19 protein-coding genes are annotated in these 15,569 nt (G+C 78.1%); 9 read left to right on the top strand and 10 right to left on the bottom strand.

Annotated elements, in window-relative coordinates; all coding sequences use genetic code 11:
• Nucleotides 1–1,909, bottom strand: a 1,909-nt coding sequence (locus tag AC5FZL_RS04815; RefSeq protein WP_493617427.1) for a helicase-related protein, incomplete at its 3' end; no start/stop codon positions are given.
• A 28-nt stretch (nucleotides 1,910–1,937) separates the two neighbouring features.
• On the opposite strand from AC5FZL_RS04815, the gene AC5FZL_RS04810 reads away from it, so the two are divergent.
• The 4 genes from AC5FZL_RS04810 to AC5FZL_RS04795 all read left to right on the top strand — a co-directional run bounded on the left by AC5FZL_RS04810 (nucleotide 1,938) and on the right by AC5FZL_RS04795 (nucleotide 6,133).
• Nucleotides 1,938–3,239 (top strand): sensor histidine kinase, encoded by a 1,302-nt coding sequence (locus tag AC5FZL_RS04810; RefSeq protein WP_493617426.1) that lies wholly within the window; start codon nucleotides 1,938–1,940, stop codon nucleotides 3,237–3,239.
• Nucleotides 3,236–3,886 carry a response regulator gene (locus AC5FZL_RS04805; protein ID WP_493617425.1) on the top strand — a complete coding sequence of 217 codons (651 nt, stop codon included), beginning with the start codon at nucleotides 3,236–3,238 and terminating at the stop codon, nucleotides 3,884–3,886. The genes AC5FZL_RS04810 and AC5FZL_RS04805 overlap by 4 nt, the downstream gene beginning before the upstream one ends.
• A 94-nt stretch (nucleotides 3,887–3,980) precedes the next feature.
• A complete protein-coding gene (locus AC5FZL_RS04800; protein ID WP_493617424.1) occupies nucleotides 3,981–4,880 on the top strand; it encodes an ABC transporter ATP-binding protein in 900 nt (299 codons plus the stop codon).
• A complete protein-coding gene (locus tag AC5FZL_RS04795; protein ID WP_493617423.1) occupies nucleotides 4,877–6,133 on the top strand; it encodes an ABC transporter permease in 1,257 nt (418 codons plus the stop codon). The genes AC5FZL_RS04800 and AC5FZL_RS04795 overlap by 4 nt, the downstream gene beginning before the upstream one ends.
• 35 nt (nucleotides 6,134–6,168) lie before the next feature.
• Here the strand turns inward: AC5FZL_RS04795 and AC5FZL_RS04790 are convergent, their stop codons facing one another.
• From AC5FZL_RS04790 to hisH, 4 genes are read right to left on the bottom strand one after another with little or no spacing between them, the layout of a single operon-like run.
• Nucleotides 6,169–6,915, bottom strand: a complete 747-nt coding sequence (locus AC5FZL_RS04790; RefSeq protein WP_493617422.1) for an SseB family protein — start codon at nucleotides 6,913–6,915, stop codon at nucleotides 6,169–6,171.
• Nucleotides 6,912–7,643: a bifunctional 1-(5-phosphoribosyl)-5-((5-phosphoribosylamino)methylideneamino)imidazole-4-carboxamide isomerase/phosphoribosylanthranilate isomerase PriA gene (gene priA, locus AC5FZL_RS04785; protein WP_493617421.1), complete on the bottom strand. Its 732-nt coding sequence runs from the start codon at nucleotides 7,641–7,643 to the stop codon at nucleotides 6,912–6,914. Before priA ends, AC5FZL_RS04790 begins: the two co-directional genes overlap by 4 nt.
• A 46-nt stretch (nucleotides 7,644–7,689) precedes the next feature.
• Nucleotides 7,690–7,839: a hypothetical protein gene (locus tag AC5FZL_RS04780; protein ID WP_493617420.1), complete on the bottom strand. Its 150-nt coding sequence runs from the start codon at nucleotides 7,837–7,839 to the stop codon at nucleotides 7,690–7,692.
• Between the two features lie 21 nt (nucleotides 7,840–7,860).
• Nucleotides 7,861–8,514: an imidazole glycerol phosphate synthase subunit HisH gene (gene hisH / locus AC5FZL_RS04775; protein WP_493617419.1), complete on the bottom strand. Its 654-nt coding sequence runs from the start codon at nucleotides 8,512–8,514 to the stop codon at nucleotides 7,861–7,863.
• A 63-nt stretch (nucleotides 8,515–8,577) separates the two neighbouring features.
• Here hisH and AC5FZL_RS04770 point away from each other — a divergent pair, with 63 nt between their 5' ends.
• Nucleotides 8,578–9,318, top strand: coding sequence for a 3-keto-5-aminohexanoate cleavage protein (locus AC5FZL_RS04770; RefSeq protein WP_493617418.1), 741 nt, complete (start codon nucleotides 8,578–8,580; stop codon nucleotides 9,316–9,318).
• A 3-nt stretch (nucleotides 9,319–9,321) separates the two neighbouring features.
• On the opposite strand, the gene AC5FZL_RS04765 is transcribed toward AC5FZL_RS04770, so the two are convergent.
• From AC5FZL_RS04765 to AC5FZL_RS04745, 5 genes are all read right to left on the bottom strand, one after another.
• Complete coding sequence (locus AC5FZL_RS04765; RefSeq protein WP_493617430.1) at nucleotides 9,322–10,092, bottom strand: metallophosphoesterase family protein; 771 nt, start codon at nucleotides 10,090–10,092, stop codon at nucleotides 9,322–9,324.
• 57 nt (nucleotides 10,093–10,149) lie between these two features.
• Nucleotides 10,150–10,695: a GNAT family N-acetyltransferase gene (locus AC5FZL_RS04760; RefSeq protein WP_493617417.1), complete on the bottom strand. Its 546-nt coding sequence runs from the start codon at nucleotides 10,693–10,695 to the stop codon at nucleotides 10,150–10,152.
• Nucleotides 10,696–10,713: 18 nt separating this feature from the next.
• Nucleotides 10,714–11,097 (bottom strand): hypothetical protein, encoded by a 384-nt coding sequence (locus AC5FZL_RS04755; protein ID WP_493617416.1) that lies wholly within the window; start codon nucleotides 11,095–11,097, stop codon nucleotides 10,714–10,716.
• Nucleotides 11,098–11,171: 74 nt separating this feature from the next.
• A complete protein-coding gene (gene hisB / locus AC5FZL_RS04750) occupies nucleotides 11,172–11,786 on the bottom strand; it encodes an imidazoleglycerol-phosphate dehydratase HisB (RefSeq protein ID WP_493617415.1) in 615 nt (204 codons plus the stop codon).
• Nucleotides 11,783–12,919, bottom strand: a complete 1,137-nt coding sequence (locus AC5FZL_RS04745; protein ID WP_493617414.1) for a histidinol-phosphate transaminase — start codon at nucleotides 12,917–12,919, stop codon at nucleotides 11,783–11,785. Before AC5FZL_RS04745 ends, hisB begins: the two co-directional genes overlap by 4 nt.
• 70 nt (nucleotides 12,920–12,989) lie before the next feature.
• Between AC5FZL_RS04745 and AC5FZL_RS04740 the strand changes: the two genes are divergently transcribed.
• The 4 genes from AC5FZL_RS04740 to AC5FZL_RS04725 all read left to right on the top strand — a co-directional run bounded on the left by AC5FZL_RS04740 (nucleotide 12,990) and on the right by AC5FZL_RS04725 (nucleotide 15,515).
• Entirely contained in the window at nucleotides 12,990–13,268 is a 279-nt protein-coding gene (locus AC5FZL_RS04740; RefSeq protein WP_493617413.1) for a YciI family protein, read from the top strand.
• Nucleotides 13,269–13,321: 53 nt separating this feature from the next.
• Nucleotides 13,322–13,921, top strand: a complete 600-nt coding sequence (locus tag AC5FZL_RS04735; RefSeq protein WP_493617412.1) for a GNAT family N-acetyltransferase — start codon at nucleotides 13,322–13,324, stop codon at nucleotides 13,919–13,921.
• Between the two features lie 83 nt (nucleotides 13,922–14,004).
• A complete protein-coding gene (locus tag AC5FZL_RS04730) occupies nucleotides 14,005–14,742 on the top strand; it encodes a hypothetical protein (RefSeq protein WP_493617411.1) in 738 nt (245 codons plus the stop codon).
• Nucleotides 14,743–14,795: 53 nt separating this feature from the next.
• Nucleotides 14,796–15,515, top strand: a complete 720-nt coding sequence (locus tag AC5FZL_RS04725) for a GAF and ANTAR domain-containing protein (protein WP_493617410.1) — start codon at nucleotides 14,796–14,798, stop codon at nucleotides 15,513–15,515.
• Nucleotides 15,516–15,569: the final 54 nt, after the last annotated feature.

Below are 15,569 nucleotides of genomic sequence, written 5' to 3'. Positions count from 1 at the left end.
GCTCGATGGCGCCCAGGCGCCGCACGGTGCGGGCCACGACGTCCCCACCGGACCAGAGGACCTCCTCGGTGGTGCTGAGCTGGTCGGCCCCGACCTCCAGGGCGGTCGCCTCGTCCAGGGCGACGGCGAGGCGCACCTGCCCCTCGGCGGCTCCCGCGGCGCGGTCGGCGACCGCGACCGCCAGCCACGGCGCCCCGGCCAGCGCCGACCCCGGCCGCACCCGCAGCGCGGTGCCACCAGCGGTGAGGACGGCGTCCCCGCCGCTGCGGGCCCGGGCCAGCCGCTCCGGGTGGGCCAGCGCGACCACCGCTCCCGCGGCCAGCTCGGGGTGCTCCCCCGCGCCGCGGCCGGAGGAGACCGGCCGCACCGGCAGCGAGCGCAGCGCGGCCTTGAGGCGCTCCACCTCCGCGCGCCAGCGGGCGCTGCGGGCGGGGTCGGCGCCGGAGCGCAGGGCGCGCCAGGCGGCGGCGAGGTCCTCCTCGCGCCCGGCCAGGCCGTCCTCGGAGAGCAGCGCGACCACCTCGGTGGCGGTGCGCTGGCCCACCGCGCTCGACCCGTCCAGCAGGGCCCGTCCCCACCTCGGCTCCAGGCCGAGGGCGGCCACGGCCCGCCCGCGCTCGGTGACCCTCCCGCCGACGAGGAGGCCCAGGCGCTCCAGGACGCCGGTCGCGGCCGCCACCGCCCCGGCCGGCGGCCGGTCCGGCAGGGCCAGGCCGGCGCCGTCCGGGGAGGACCAGCCGGCCAGGGCGAGGACGAAGCCGGTGAGGTCGGCGGAGGCCACCTCCGGAGCCGGCTGCGCGGCCAGCTGGTCGTGCTCGAGGGCGCTCCAGCAGCGGTAGACCGCGCCCGGCCCCTCGCGGGCGGCCCGGCCGGCGCGCTGCTCGGCCGACGAGCGGGCGACCCGCACGGTGGCCAGGCCGCCGAGGCCGCGGGCGTGGTCGGTGCGCGGCACCCGCGCCCACCCGGAGTCGACGACCGTGCGCACGCCCGGCACGGTCAGGCTCGACTCGGCCACGGCGGTGGCCAGCACCACCCGCCGTCGCGGCCCGAGGCGCAGCGCGGCGTCCTGCTCGGCGCCGCTCTGGCGCCCGTGCAGGGCGAGCAGGTCGACGCCCTGCGCGGCCGCGCCGCGCGCCAGCCGCTGGCGGACGCCGTCCACCTCGGCCGCGCCCGGCAGGAAGACCAGCAGGTCGCCGTCGCGCTCGGCGAGGGCCCGGCGCACCACCGCCGCGACGTGGTCGAGCACCCGGGGGTCGACGCGCAGGCCCAGCGGAGCGGGCAGCGCGACGGGCGGCGGCGCCCACTCGACCTCCAGCGGGTGCACCGGCGCCGTGGCCGTGACCACCGGGGCGGCCCCCTCCCCGCCGGTGAGCGCAGCGGCGATGGGCGGCACGTCGGGGGTGGCCGAGGTCGCCAGCAGCACGAGGTCCGGGCGCAGGGCCGCCCGCACGTCGACCGCGAAGGCCAGCGACAGGTCGGCGTCGAGGTGGCGCTCGTGCACCTCGTCGAGGACGAGGACCGCGACGCCGGGCAGCTCGGGGTCGCGCTGCAGGCGGCGCAGCAGGACGCCGGTGGTCACCACCTCCACGCGGGTGCTCGGCCCGGTGCGCCGGTCACCGCGGATGCTGTAGCCGACGCGCTGGCCGACCTCCTCGCCGACCAGGGAGGCCATCCGCCGCGCCGCGGCCCGCACGGCGACCCGGCGCGGCTCGGCGACGACGACGCGCCCCGCCCCGGCGAGGGCGTCGGCCAGGGCCAGCGGCACGAGCGTCGTCTTGCCCGTGCCCGGCGGCGCCACGAGCAGCGCCGTCCCGGCGCCGGCGAGCGCGCGCTCCAGCTCGGGCAGGACGGCGCGCACCGGCAGGTCGGTGCCGGGGCCGGGTGCCGGCAGGAGCGGAGGGAGGAGCACGGGGCCAGTGTGCTGGCACCATCAGCGCGTGGACGCTGCGACCGGATGGCTGCGCCCGGGGCCCACCCCGCGCGAGCGCCGCACCGACGTGCTGACCGGCCTGGCGCTGGCCGCCGGCGGGGTGGTCAGCCTCGTGCTGAGCCGCGACGCCGGCGTCCTGCCGCTGCCCGACCCGCCGAGCACCCCCGAGCAGGTCGCCTGGATGCTGGCGGTGACCCTGCCCCTGGCGGTGCGCCGGCGCTTCCCGCTCGCCGTGCTCGTGGTGGTGGCCACCGCGTTCATCGCCCTGCAGGTGCGCGGGGTGCCCGAGGGCGCGATGGTCTCCCTCGCGCTGTACCTGGCCCTCTACACCGCCGGCGCGTGGGGCCGCGACCGCCGGGTGACCACCGCGGCGCGCGGCGTCGTCGTCGTGGCGATGTTCGCCTGGCTGGGCATCGCGCTGTCGCTGACGGCCTGGAACGACGCGTCGCTGAGCACCGAGGCCGCCGACCCGGTCGGCCTGCTCACCCCGCTGACCGCCTCGGTGCTCTACAACGTGCTGTTCAACGTCGTCTACTTCGGCGCCGCGTGGATCCTCGGCGACAGGGCCTGGCGCGCCGCCTCGCAGCGCTGCCAGCTGGCGGAGGCCAACGAGCGGCTGCGCGCCAGCCAGGCCGAGAACGCGCGGCGCGCCGTCCTCGCCGAGCGGGTGCGCCTGGCCCGCGAGCTGCACGACGTCGTCGCCCACCACGTGAGCGTCATGGGCGTGCAGGCCGGCGCCGCCCGCCGCGTGCTCGACGCCGACCCCGAGGCGGCGCGCGGCGCCATCCGGGCCGTCGAGGAGTCCAGCCGCACCGCGGTGGGCGAGCTGCGCCGCCTGCTCGGCGTCCTGCGCGAGGACGACGGCGCGGCCGGGGGCAGCGGCCCGGACGCTCCCGCACCGCTGCTCGCCGACCTGCCGGCGCTCGTGGCGCGGGTGGGCGCCTCGGGGCTGCGGGCGAGCTACGAGACGGTCGGCGCGCCGCGGCCGGTGCCCGACGCGGTGGGGGTCTCGGCCTACCGCGTGGCCCAGGAGGCGCTGACCAACGTGGTGCGCCACGCCGCCGCCCGCTCGGCGCAGGTGCGGCTGCGCTACCTCGACCGCGCGCTGGAGGTCGAGGTCGTCGACGACGGCCGCGGCACCACCGGGGGCGCCGGCGGCGGGGAGGGCGGCGGTCCTGCCCGCTCCGGTGGCCACGGCCTCGTGGGGATGGCCGAGCGGGTGGCCCTGCACGACGGCCTGCTCGACGTCGGGCCGCGCCCGACCGGCGGGTTCCGGGTGCGCGCGCGGTTCCCCCTGGACGACGCGTGATCCGGGTGCTGCTGGTCGACGACCAGCCGCTGGTGCGCGCGGGCTTCCGGATGATCCTGTCGGTCGAGCCCGACCTGGAGGTGGTCGGCGAGGCCGCGGACGGCGACGCGGCGCTCGCGGCGGCCGAGCGGCTGGAGCCCGACGTCGTGCTCATGGACGTGCAGATGCCCGGCACGGACGGCATCACCGCCACTCGCGCGGTCGTCGAGCGCACCCGCGCGGCGGTGGTCGTCCTCACCACCTTCGACCGCGACGACTACCTCTTCGCGGCGCTCGAGGCGGGTGCCAGCGGCTTCCTGCTCAAGAACGCGGAGCCCGAGGAGCTCGTGGCCGCGGTGCGGGTGGTCGCCGAGGGCCAGGGGCTGCTCGACCCCTCGGTGACCCGCCGGGTCATCGAGCGCTTCGCCGCCCGCCCGGCGCGCGCGGCCCGCTCCGACCTGCACGAGGCGCTCACCGCCCGCGAGCGCGAGGTGCTCGTGCTCGTCGCGCGCGGCCTGTCGAACGCCGAGATCGCGGCCGAGCTCTTCCTCGGCGAGGCGACGGTGAAGACCCACCTGTCCCGGGTGCTGCTCAAGCTGGGCCTGCGCGACCGGGTCCAGGCCGTCGTCCACGCCTACGAGAGCGGCCTGGTGCAGCCCGGCGCCTGACCCGTCCGGGCACCGCCTCCGCCTCCGGGAGGACGCGCCCGCTCCGCCGCGCGGTGGACGCGCCCGGCCCGGCGGCGTCCCTAGGTTCGCTGCCATGACCCCTCCCCCCTCGCTGGAGCTGCACGGCGTCACCCGCCGGTTCGGCGACGTGACGGCCCTGGACGACGTGTCGTTCACCGTCTCCCCCGGTCGCCTGACCGGCTTCGTCGGCGCCAACGGCGCCGGCAAGACCACGACGATGCGCGTGGTCCTGGGCATCACGAGGCCGGACGCCGGCACCGTGCGCTGGGCCGGGGGCGAGGTGGACCTCGCGGCGCGCCAGTCCTTCGGCTACATGCCGGAGGAGCGCGGCCTCTACCCGAAGATGCCGGTGCTGGCGCAGCTGGTCTTCCTCGGCCAGCTCTACGGCCTGACCGAGGCGGTCGCCCGCTCCTCGGCGCTGGAGCTGCTCGAGCGCGTCGGCCTGGCCGACCGCGCCGGGGACCGCCTGGACTCCCTGTCGCTGGGCAACCAGCAGCGCGTGCAGGTGGCCGCCGCGCTCGTGCACGACCCGGTGCTGCTCCTGCTCGACGAGCCCTTCAGCGGGCTCGACCCGGTGGCGGTCGACGCCCTCGCCGGCCTGCTGCGCGAGCGCGCCGCCCGCGGCGTCCCGGTGCTCTTCTCCAGCCACCAGCTCGAGCTGGTGGAGCAGCTGTGCGACGACGTGGTGATCCTCGACCACGGCCGGGTGGTCGCCGCGGGCCGGGCCAGCGAGCTGCGGACGGCGTCGGCGCCGCGCCGCTACCGGGTGGTCGTCGAGCCCGACGCCGGCTTCCTGCGCGAGGTGCCCGGCCTCGCGGTCCTCGACGTCGACGGCCCGGCCGCGCTCGTCGAGCTGCCCGACGACGGCGACGACCAGGCCCTGCTCCGCCGGGCCCTCGCCCACGGACCGGTGCGCGAGCTGCGCCCGGTCGTGCCCACCCTGGCCCAGATCTTCCGAGAGGTCGTCCGATGAGCACCCTGACCACCAGCTCGACCACGGAGAGCCCGGAGGCGCCCGCGCGCGCCCGCCGCCCCGCCCTCACCACCGTGCCCGCGGCCCGCCTCGTCGCCGCCCGGGAGATCTCGGTGCGCCTGCGCGACCGGGCCTTCCTCGTCTCGACCGCGGTGACCCTGCTGATCATCACGGCGTCGATCCTCGTGCCGGCGCTGTTCTTCGGCGGTGACGGCCCCGAGCAGTACCGGGTGGCCGCGGTCGGCGCCGCGGCGCCGGGGGCCCTGGAGCGCTCGGCGCAGGCCTCCGACGGCGCCCTGGAGGTCGACGTGGTCGAGGCCGCCAGCGCCGCCGAGGCCGAGGAGCTCGTCGCGGCCGGCGACGCGGACGCCGCCCTGGTCGCCGGGCAGGACGGCTCCCTGGAGCTGGTCGGCGACGAGGAGGTGCCCGAGGACCTGCTCGACGCGCTGACCACCGCGGTGGGCGGCGAGCGCACCGCCGCGGTGCTCGCCGAGCTCGGCGCCACCCCGGAGCAGGCCGCGGCCGTGACGCAGGCGCCCGTGACGCAGCGGGTGCTCGACGACAGCGGCACCACCCTGCAGGTGACCCTCGTGGCGGTGGTGTTCGCGCTGCTGTTCTTCTCCACCGTCTTCGGCTTCGGCTACCAGATCGCCCAGAGCGTCACCGAGGAGAAGCAGAGCCGGGTGGTGGAGCTGCTCGTGGCCGCCGTGCCGGTGCGGGCGCTGCTGATCGGCAAGGTCGTCGGCAACACGATCATGGCCGTGGGCCAGGTGGTGGTGCTCACCGCGGTGGGCCTGCTGGCGCTGGCCGCCTCGGGCCAGGGCGACCTCATCGGGACGGTCGCCGGGGCCAGCGGCTGGTTCCTCGTGTTCTTCCTGCTCGGCTTCACGATGCTCAGCACCCTGTGGGCGGCGTCGGGCGCGATGGCCGCCCGGATCGAGGACCTGCAGTCCACGACCCTGCCGCTGCAGCTGCTCGTCATGGCGCCGTTCTTCGCGGCCCTGTACATCACCACCCCGGGCACGGCGCTGACGGTGATGTCCTACGTCCCGTTCACCTCGCCGCTGTCGATGCCCCGGCGGCTGCTGCTCGGCGACGCCGCCTGGTGGGAGGCGCTGGTGGCCGCGGGGATCATCGCCGCCACGACGGCCGTGCTCGTCGTGGTCGCGGCCCGGCTCTACCGCGGCTCGCTCATGCGCACCGGCGGCAAGACGTCGGTGAAGCAGGCCTGGCGGGCCTCGCTGGAGGACTGAGCCGCAGGCCCTCTTCCGTGATCGCCGCCGAGGGGTCAGGCGGGAGCGGCCGCCACGCGCAGCTCCAGGGAGTCGACCCGCTCGGCGACCACCTCGCTGGCGGCCAGCGCGGCCGAGACCGCGGAGGTCACGGCGCGCAGCGCGTCGGCGTCGAGGCCGGGGACGACGGCCAGCAGCACGCGCAGCTCCGCGCGGCTCCCGGGCTCGCAGGCGGCCCCGACCACGCCGGGCACGGCGCCGGCGGCTGCGGCCACCGCGGCGAGCACCTGCGGGTCGCGCGGGGACGGCGTCCAGGCCCCGCCCTGCGCCAGCGCCCACACCGCGGGCCGGGGCAGCACCACCGTCACCGGCCCGGCGGCGTCCAGCACGACGAGCTGGTGGCCCTCCTCCACCGCCGACAGGGCGGCGCGGCGGGCGTCGACCGGCACCGGCCGCGCGGCGGGGTCCCAGCGGACGAGCGCCTCGACGGTGGTGAACAGCGGCAGGGCGCTGCGGCCGTCCGGGGAGCGCAGGGCCGGCAGCGCCATGTCGGCGCCGGCGTCACCGCCCGTGGCCTCGTCGACCTCCCCGGCCACGGCGACCACGGGCACGAACACCCGCGCGGTCGCCAGCGCGGCGAGGACCGCCGCCGGGTCCGCGCCGGCGGCCAGCGCCGCGGCCAGGGCGGGGTCCACGCGCCCGTCGTCACCGGCGAAGGGGCTGGGGGTCAGCGTGCGCCCGGCCCAGGGGGTGCCGGCGGAGTCGCCGGTGGCGTCCCCGTGCCGGCCGGGCGTGCCGCTCACGGGCGGCCGGCGACGTCCAGCGCCTCGGGCAGCGTGAAGGCCCCCGCGTAGAGCGCCTTGCCGACGATGGCGCCCTCGACGCCGTCCGGCACGAGCGCGCGCAGCGCCTCGAGGTCGGCCAGCGACGACACGCCGCCGGACGCCACGACCGGGGCGTCCGTGGCGGCGCAGACCTGGGCGAGCAGCTCGGTGTTCGGGCCGCGCAGCGTGCCGTCCTTGGTGACGTCGGTCAGCACGTACCGGGCGCAGCCGTCGCGGTCCAGGCGGGCGAGGACGTCCCACAGGTCCCCGCCCTCGCGGGTCCAGCCGCGGGCGGCCAGCGTCGTGCCGCGCACGTCGAGGCCGACGGCGATCCGGTCGCCGTGGCGGGCGATGGCGGACGCCGTCCAGGCCGGGTCCTCCAGCGCGGCGGTGCCGAGGTTGACGCGGCGGCAGCCGGTGGCCAGGGCCCGCTCCAGCGAGGCGTCGTCGCGGATGCCGCCGGAGAGCTCCACGGCGACGTCGAGGCGGCCGACGACCTCGGCGAGCAGGTCGGCGTTGGAGCCGCGCCCGAAGGCCGCGTCGAGGTCGACCAGGTGCACCCACTCCGCGCCGTCGGCCTGCCAGGCCAGGGCGGCGTCCAGGGGCGAGCCGTAGAAGGTCTCGCTGCCGGCCTCGCCCTGCACGAGGCGGACGGCCTGGCCGTCGGCGACGTCGACGGCGGGCAGCAGCTGGAGGCGGGGGTCCACGGTTCTCCTGGGATCGGTGCGTCGGGGGTGGCGAGCGGAGCGGGGGTCAGAACAGGTAGAGCGCGCCCGCGGCGACGCAGCCGAGGCCGAGCAGGCCCACGACGGCGACCGCGGGCCACGGCCGGGACTGCTGGCGCAGCGACCACGCCCCGCCGAGCAGCACGCCGCCGACCGCGAACAGCGCGAAGACCGCCATCACGGGCGGGTCACCGGGGGGTCACAGCGAGCGGACCCAGTTGCGCAGCAGCGCCGCGCCGGCGTCTCCGGACTTCTCGGGGTGGAACTGCGTCGCCGACAGCGGGCCGTTCTCGACCGCGGCCACGAACGGCGCGCCGTGCTCGGCCCAGGTCACCAGGGGCGCCCGCCGGCGCAGGGTGCCGTCGGGGGCGACGTCGTCCTCCATCGCCCAGCGCTGCACCCCGTAGGAGTGCACGAAGTAGAAGCGCTCGTCCTCCAGGCCCTCGAACAGGGTCGAGCCGGCCGGGACCTCGACGGTGTTCCAGCCCATGTGCGGCACGATCGGGGCGGGCAGGCGCTCGACGGTGCCGGGCCACTCGGCCAGGCCCTCGGTGCGCCGGCCGTGCTCGACGCCGGTCTCGAACATCACCTGCATGCCCACGCAGATGCCCAGGACCGGGCGGCCCCCGGCGAGGCGGCGGCCCACGACCTCGTGCCCGCGCACCGCCCTGACGCCCTCGACGACCGACTCGAACGCGCCGACGCCGGGCACCACGAGGCCGTCGGCCTCCATCGCGCGCTGGCGGTCGGCGGTGAGCTCGACGTCGGCCCCGGCGCGCTCCAGGGCGCGCACGGCCGAGCGCACGTTGCCCGAGCCGTAGTCGAGCACCACCACCGAGGGAGAGCCAGCCATGCCTCCAGGGTACGGACCCCGGGAGGTGCCCGCCGCTGCGACCGTCCCTGCGACCATGGCGCCGTGCCCCCGGTCACCGCACTGACCGCCTGCCTCAACGGTGCGCGGCTCCCCCGCGAGCACCCCGCCCTGCCGGTCACCCCGGCCGAGCTGGCCCGGGAGGCGGCCGCCGCGGTCGCCGCCGGCGCCGACGACCTGCACGTGCACGCCAAGGACGCCCTCGGCCGCGACGTCCTGGACGCCGGCCCGCTGGCGGCGGCGCTGGACGCCGTCCGCGCGGCCGTGCCCGGCGTGCGCGTCGGGGTGACCACCGGCGCCTGGGCCGCCTCCGACCCGCGGGCGCGGGTGGCGGCCGTCCGGTCGTGGACGGCGCTGCCCGACGCCGCGTCGGTGAACTGGCACGAGCGGGGCGCGGACGCCGTGGCGGGCGCGCTGCTCGATCGCGGGGTGGCCGTCGAGGCCGGCGTCTGGGACGACGCCGCGCTCGACGCGTGGGCCGCCTCGCCGCACCGCGAGCGCTGCGCGCGGGTGCTCGTCGAGCTGCCCGGCGGCGTCGACCCCGCACGGACCGAGGCCGAGGCGGACCGCCTCCTCGCCCGGGTCGCCGCCGCCGCCCCGGCGCTGCCGGTGCAGCTGCACGGGGAGGCGACGAGCACCTGGACCCTCCTGCGGCACGCCGGGCGCCGCGGGCTGGCGGCGCGGATCGGCCTGGAGGACGTCCTGCACCTGCCCGACGGCACCCCGGCCGCCGGCACCGCGGCGCTCGTGGCCGCCGCGGTGGAGCTCCTGCGCTCCCCGGCCTGAGCCTCAGGCCGTCGCGCGCCCGTCCCGCGGGCCGAACACCGCCAGGGCCAGGGCGTCGCTGTGCTCGGCGCGCAGGTACTCCTCCGCCCACTCCCGCGCCTGCGGGTAGCCCGACCCCGCGGCCACCGCCTCGATCGCCGCCTCGACGTCGACGGCGGTGCGGCGCAGGGCCACGCCGCCGTCGCGCAGCAGCGCCCACGCGCCGCCCGGGCGCCCGTAGGGCATGCCGACGCTGCCGGGGTTGACCACCAGCCGCCGGTCGACCAGGCGCACGAACGGCATGTGGGTGTGCCCGCAGACGACCGTCGCGACGTCGGCGGGCAGGTCGGCGAGGGCCTCCGCCCAGCGCTCGAGGCGGGTGTCGACGAGCACGACCTCCTCGTCGTCGCGCGGGGTGCCGTGGCAGAAGACCACGGGGCCGAACCCCTCGACGTCGAGCACGACCGGGTGCGGCAGGCCGGCGAGGAGCTCCACCTGGTCCTCGCGGAGCTGGGCGGCCGCCCACGGCGTCACGGGGTCGGGCACGACGGCGTCCTCGCCGCGGGCGTGCGCGACCAGCTCGCGGTCGGCGTTCCCCCGCACGAGCACGGCCCGCTCCCCCAGCCCGACGAGGGCGTCGAGCACCTCGACGGGCTGCGGGCCCGCCGCGTGGTCACCGCAGACGACGACGAGGTCCGCGGCGGCCACCTCCGGCTCGGCGAGCACCGCCTCGAGCACGGGCAGCACCCCGTGGACGTCGGAGATCACGGCCACGGTGCGCACGGGGGTCGCCACGGGAGTCGTCACGGGGGCAGCGTGGCAGCCTAGCGCCGGGTCGGGCCAGGCCGCCGCTCAGGCGAGGTCGGTGGCCAGCAGGCCGCCGACCCACGCGTCGCGCCACTGCCCGCGCACCTCCAGACGCCCGCGCAGGATCCCCTCGACCGTGAAGCCGCACGCCTCGGCCACGCGCCGCGACCCGGTGTTGCCGACCTCGGCCCGCCACTCCACCCGGTGCTCGCCGAGGTCGCGCAGCGCCCACTCGGCCACCAGCCGCGTCGCCGTCGTGGCCACGCCGCGCCCGCGGGCGCCGGGGGCGGTCCAGTAGCCGATCTCCACGACGCCGGGGGCCGGGCGGTCGACGAACCCGTGCGCGCCCAGGAGCTCCCCGGACGCCGGGTCGACGATCGCGAACGAGGCCAGGCCCGCGGCCCACCGCTGCGGGCTCGTGGCGGTGAACCCCGCGCCGTGCTCGGGCAGGTAGGGCACCGGCACCGCCGTCCAGCGCTGGACGGCCGGGTCCTGGCACGCCGCGGTGCAGGCCTGCGCGTCCTCCGGCCGCCAGGGGCGCAGCTCCACGCCGGGGGCGCGCAGGGTCACGGGCTGGAGCGGCTCGGGCATCCCGAGATCGTGCCAGGGTCAGCGGCGGCGGGCGCGGACCAGCGAGCGCACCGCCCGCCACCGCGAGCGCCCGGCGCTGGACGCCGTCCCGGGCACGTCCGCCGGGGCCAGGCGCCCGAGCAGCAGGCGCTGCACCTCGTCGGGCCAGGTCGCCAGCAGCAGTCCCGCCCGCGGGTCCTCGCCGCGGGCGCCGCCGCGCCAGCGCTGCGCCGCCACGGCGTCCTGCCCGGCCGTGAGCAGCAGCACGTCGGCGAGGCGCAGCAGCCTCGACAGCGCCTGCGCGCCCGCCTCCGCCTCGGCCGGCTCGGGCAGGACGACCGCGCCCACACCGGGGACCGGCACGACGTCCGCGACCACCGACGCCAGCGCGCACAGGTCGGCCGCCCGCTCGGCGTCCGCCACGGGCAGCACGAGGGCGGCCCGGGCGGGCGAGGGAGCCGGGTCCGCGGGGCCGCCCCCGGGGCCGCCCGCCGCGCTCAGAGCGCGCCCTTGGTGCTCGGCACCCCGGACACGCGCGGGTCGGGGGCGATCGCGGCCCGCAGCGCCCGGGCGACGGCCTTGAACTGCGCCTCCACGACGTGGTGGGGGTCGCGCCCGGCGAGGACGCGCACGTGCAGGGCCACGTGCGCGTGCAGGGCGATGGACTCCAGGACGTGGCGGGTGAGGGAGCCGGCGTAGGGCACGCCGCCGGCGCCGCCGCCGATGAGGACGAACTCGGTGCCCTCGGGCTCTCCGGAGTGGACGCAGAACGGGCGCCCGGAGACGTCGACGACGGCCTGGGCGAGCGCCTCGTCGAGCGGCACGAGCGCGTCGCCGAACCGGGCGATCCCGCGCTTGTCCCCCAGCGCCTGGCGCAGCGCCTGGCCGAGGACGATGGCGACGTCCTCGACGGTGTGGTGGGCGTCGACGTGCACGTCACCGGTGGCGCGCACCGTGAGGTCGATGAGGGAGTGCTTGCCCAGCGCGGTGAGCATGTGGTCGTAGAACCCGACCCCGGTGCTGATGTCGGTGGCGCCGGTGCCGTCGAGGTCGAGCTCGACGAGCACGCTCGACTCGCTCGTGGCGCGCTCGATGCGGGCGGTGCGGCTCATGGCTGCTCCTCGTCGTGGGCTGCGTCGGCGACCTCTTCGGCCGCCAGCACCTCGCCGAGGGCGCCGAGGAACGCGGCGGTCTCCTCCACCGTGCCGGCGGTGACGCGCAGATGCTGCCCGATCCCGACGTCGCGGACGAGCACGCCGCGCTCCAGCAGCCCCTCCCAGACCCGCTGGGCGTCGTCCAGGCCGCCGAAGAGGACGAAGTTGGCGTCGCTGGGCAGCGCGGTCAGGCCCAGGCCGGGCATGGCCGCGACGATCCGGTCGCGCTGGGCCTTGACCTCCTCCACCGTCGCCAGCAGGACGTCGGCGTGGGCCAGGGCGGCGCGCGCGGCCGCCTGGGTCAGGGCCGAGAGGTGGTACGGCAGCCGCACGAGGTGCAGGGCGTCGACCAGGGCGGCGTCCGCCGCGAGGTACCCCAGGCGGGCGCCGGCGAGGGCGAACGCCTTGCTCATCGTGCGGGTGACCACCAGGCGCGGGCGCCCGGGCAGCAGGCTCAGCGCGGACGGCGTCCCGGGCCGGGAGAACTCCGCGTACGCCTCGTCGACGATGACGATCCCCGCGGTCGCCTCGTAGGCGGCCTCGACGACGTCCAGCGGCAGGGCCGTGCCGGTCGGGTTGTTCGGCGAGGTGAGGAAGACGACGTCGGGACCGACCTCGCGCACCTGCTCGGCGACCCGCCACGGGTCCAGCCCGAAGTCGGGGCCGCGGCGGCCGTCGACCCACGCCGTCCCGGTGGTGGCCGTGATGATCGGGTGCATCGAGTACGAGGGCGTGAAGCCCAGCGCCGTGCGCCCCGGGCCGCCGAACGCCTGGAGCAGCTGCTGGAGCACCTCGTTGGAGCCGTTCGCGGCCCACACCTGCTGCGCGTGCAGCCCGTGACCGAGGTAGTGGGCCAGCGACGTGCGCAGGGCGAGGGCCTCGCGGTCGGGGTAGCGGTTGAGCTGCTCGGCCTCGGCGCGCACCGCCTCGACGATCGCCTCCACGACCACGGCGGGCACCGGGTGGCTGTTCTCGTTGGTGTTCAGCCGCACCGGCACCTCCAGCTGCGGCGCGCCGTAGGGGGTGCGCCCGCGCAGGTCCTCGCGCAGGGGCAGGTCGTCCAGCGTCGTGGCCGGGGTGGGGTCGCTCACGCGCGGCAGTCTAGGAAGGGCCAGGATGTCGGGGTCCCGTCCCGGTCCCTCCCACCCGCAGGAGCCCACCGTGCCGCACGTCGTCGCGACCTACACGTACACCTCGGACACCGCAGCCCGCGACGCGGTGCGCCCGGCGCACCGCGAGTACCTCGCGTCCCTCGACGCGCTGCTGCTCTCCGGGCCCACCGACGCCGGCGGCGCCGTGCTGGTCTTCGAGGCGGACTCCCCCGCGGTGGTCGAGGACCTGCTCGACGCCGACCCGTTCGTCACCCACGGCGGCATCGTCGCCGAGCGCACCGCGGTGGCCTGGGACGTCGTCCTGGGCCGCTGGGCGGACCGCTCCTGACCCGCTTCGAGCCCCTGGCCGACTCCCGCCCGGACGACCGGCCGTGGCCGGCGATGACCTGGCCGCCGCCGGCGGGCACCGAGCTGCGCGGGTCGACCGTGCACCTGCGCCCCGCCGTCCCCGCCGACGACGCCGCGGCGGCCTTCGCAGCGCTCGACGACGACCGGGTCTGGGAGCACGTGGCCGGGCGCCCGGCAGACCCCTCCGGCTGGGAGGCGCGGCTGCGCGCCCGGTTCGCCGAGGGCCTGCCGTGGCTGGTGACGCTCGTCGAGGAGGTCGGCGGGCTGCCGGCCGGCACCGTCGTGGGCGTGACCTGCTACCTCGACGTCAGCGCCGCCGACGCCCGGCTCGAGGTGGGCGCGACGACGTACGCCCCGGCGGTGTGGGCCACGCGCGTCAACCCCGAGGCGAAGCTGCTCCTGCTCGGCCTCGCCCTCGAGCAGCTCGGCGCCGGCCGGGTGCAGCTGCAGACCGACGTGCGCAACACCCGCTCCCAGCAGGCGATCGCCCGGCTCGGGGCGCGCTGCGAGGGGCTCCTGCGCCGCCACAAGCGCCGCTCCGACGGCACGCTGCGCGACACCGTCGTGTTCTCCGTGACCGCCGAGGACTGGCCGGGCGTGCGGGCCGGCCTGGAGCACCGCCTGGCCCGCTGAAGACGGGGTCTGGCGCCCCTTGCCTTCCGGGCGGAAGCGCGCAGACTGGGACGCACCGGCCCCTCCCGCCCGAGGTGAGCACCATGGCTGACACCGACGTCCTCGCCGCCTCTCCCGCGCCCGACCTGCTCCCCCTGCTGGCGCGCGGGCGCCACCGCACCCCGCGCAGCGGCGCCTGCTTCATGGAGATGGCCTCGTACCTGGCCGGGGAGCGCTGGAGCGACCACCCCGCCTGCACGCACCCGGTGCTGGCCGCGCTCGCGCGCAACGTCAACGACCGCACGACCGACGCCGGCCGCGCGCGCCTGGCCCCGCTCATCCCGCGGGTGATCGGGCTGGTCAGCGACGACCCGCGGCTGGAGGCGCGGGTGGCGCTGCGCTGCGCGGTCACGGCCCTGCCGCTGGTGGGCGAGGACCGCGAGCGCGTGATGGCCGTGGCCGTCCTCAGCTGCCAGCGGCGCCTGGCCGAGCTGGGCTCGCCCACCGAGGGCGCGCTGGCCGCGGCGGCGGCCGCGGCGCTGGACCGCTCGCCGCAGGCGCTCGCCTGGGCCCGCCGCTTCACCGCCGAGCTGGCCGCCCCCACCGCGCGCCGCGCGCAGCGCCGGGTCCACCAGCGCGCCGCGGAGCACATCGCCGCCTCGGCCGCGGTGGGGATCGGGCTGGCGTGCCTGCCCGACGCCGAGCGCGACGCCGCCCTGCACGACCTGCTCGCCACCGCCATCACCGACGCCGAGGCCTGGACCGGGCGTCGCCCCGAGCCGGCGCTCGACCTGGCCGCGTGGGAGGACGCCTGCCGGATCACCGGGGCGGGCCGGCGGTGAGCCGCGGGGTCGCGGTGGTCAGCGGGAGGCGCGCGGAGGGCCATGATGGCCCGATGACGGGTCACGAGCGCGCGCAGGCCGCGGACGGCGGGGCCGACCTCGCCGAGCAGCTCGCCGACCTCGCCCGGTCCCTGGAGGACCGCGACGACGTCCAGAGCACCCTGGACGCCCTCGTGGCCGCCGCGGTGGGGACGGTCCCCGGCGCCCAGCACGTGAGCATCTCGGCCGTCCGGAACCGCCGCGAGGTGGTGACCACCGCCTCCACCAGCGACCTGCCCCGGCAGACCGACCGCGCGCAGTACGAGACCGGCGAGGGCCCGTGCCTGGACGCCCTGTACGAGCAGCGGACGGCGCGGATCCCCGACCTGGCCGCCGAGGTCCGCTGGCCGGAGTTCGCCGCTCGGGCCAGCGCCCTGGGGGCCGGCAGCATGCTGTGCGTCCAGCTGTACGTGCGCGGCGACAACGGCGACCTCGGCGCGCTGAACCTCCTCAACGAGGCCCCGAACGCCTTCGACGAGGAGTCCGAGCACGTCGCGCTGCTGTTCGCCGCGCACGCGGCGGTCGCCATGGTCGGCGCGCAGGAGCAGTCGCAGCTGCGGGCCGCGCTCAGCACGCGCGACCTCATCGGCCAGGCCAAGGGCATCCTCATGGAGCGGTTCAAGATCACTCCCGATGCGGCGTTCCGGCTGCTCACCGCGGCCAGCCAGCGCGCGAACCGCAGGCTGCCCGAGGTCGCCGAGGCCCTGACCCGCACCGGCGAGCTGAGCGGCTGAGCCGCGCACCGGAGCCGCACCGCCGCTGCTCCGGCCCGCGGTCACGAGTGGCGA

The organism is Quadrisphaera sp. DVD1, assembly GCF_058932755.1.
Note: the sequence above shows the minus strand (reverse complement) of the source record. Positions and strands in the feature narration are given on the sequence as shown.

Coding starts and splice junctions, on each gene's coding strand:
- hisH (WP_493617419.1), bottom strand. CDS start 8,514: ATGGCTGGCTCTCCCTCGGTGGTGGTGCTCGACTACGGCTCGGGCAAC.
- AC5FZL_RS04800 (WP_493617424.1), top strand. CDS start 3,981: ATGACCCCTCCCCCCTCGCTGGAGCTGCACGGCGTCACCCGCCGGTTC.
- AC5FZL_RS04795 (WP_493617423.1), top strand. CDS start 4,877: ATGAGCACCCTGACCACCAGCTCGACCACGGAGAGCCCGGAGGCGCCC.
- AC5FZL_RS04735 (WP_493617412.1), top strand. CDS start 13,322: ATGACCTGGCCGCCGCCGGCGGGCACCGAGCTGCGCGGGTCGACCGTG.
- AC5FZL_RS04725 (WP_493617410.1), top strand. CDS start 14,796: ATGACGGGTCACGAGCGCGCGCAGGCCGCGGACGGCGGGGCCGACCTC.
- hisB (WP_493617415.1), bottom strand. CDS start 11,786: ATGAGCCGCACCGCCCGCATCGAGCGCGCCACGAGCGAGTCGAGCGTG.
- AC5FZL_RS04760 (WP_493617417.1), bottom strand. CDS start 10,695: ATGCCCGAGCCGCTCCAGCCCGTGACCCTGCGCGCCCCCGGCGTGGAG.
- AC5FZL_RS04730 (WP_493617411.1), top strand. CDS start 14,005: ATGGCTGACACCGACGTCCTCGCCGCCTCTCCCGCGCCCGACCTGCTC.
- AC5FZL_RS04780 (WP_493617420.1), bottom strand. CDS start 7,839: ATGGCGGTCTTCGCGCTGTTCGCGGTCGGCGGCGTGCTGCTCGGCGGG.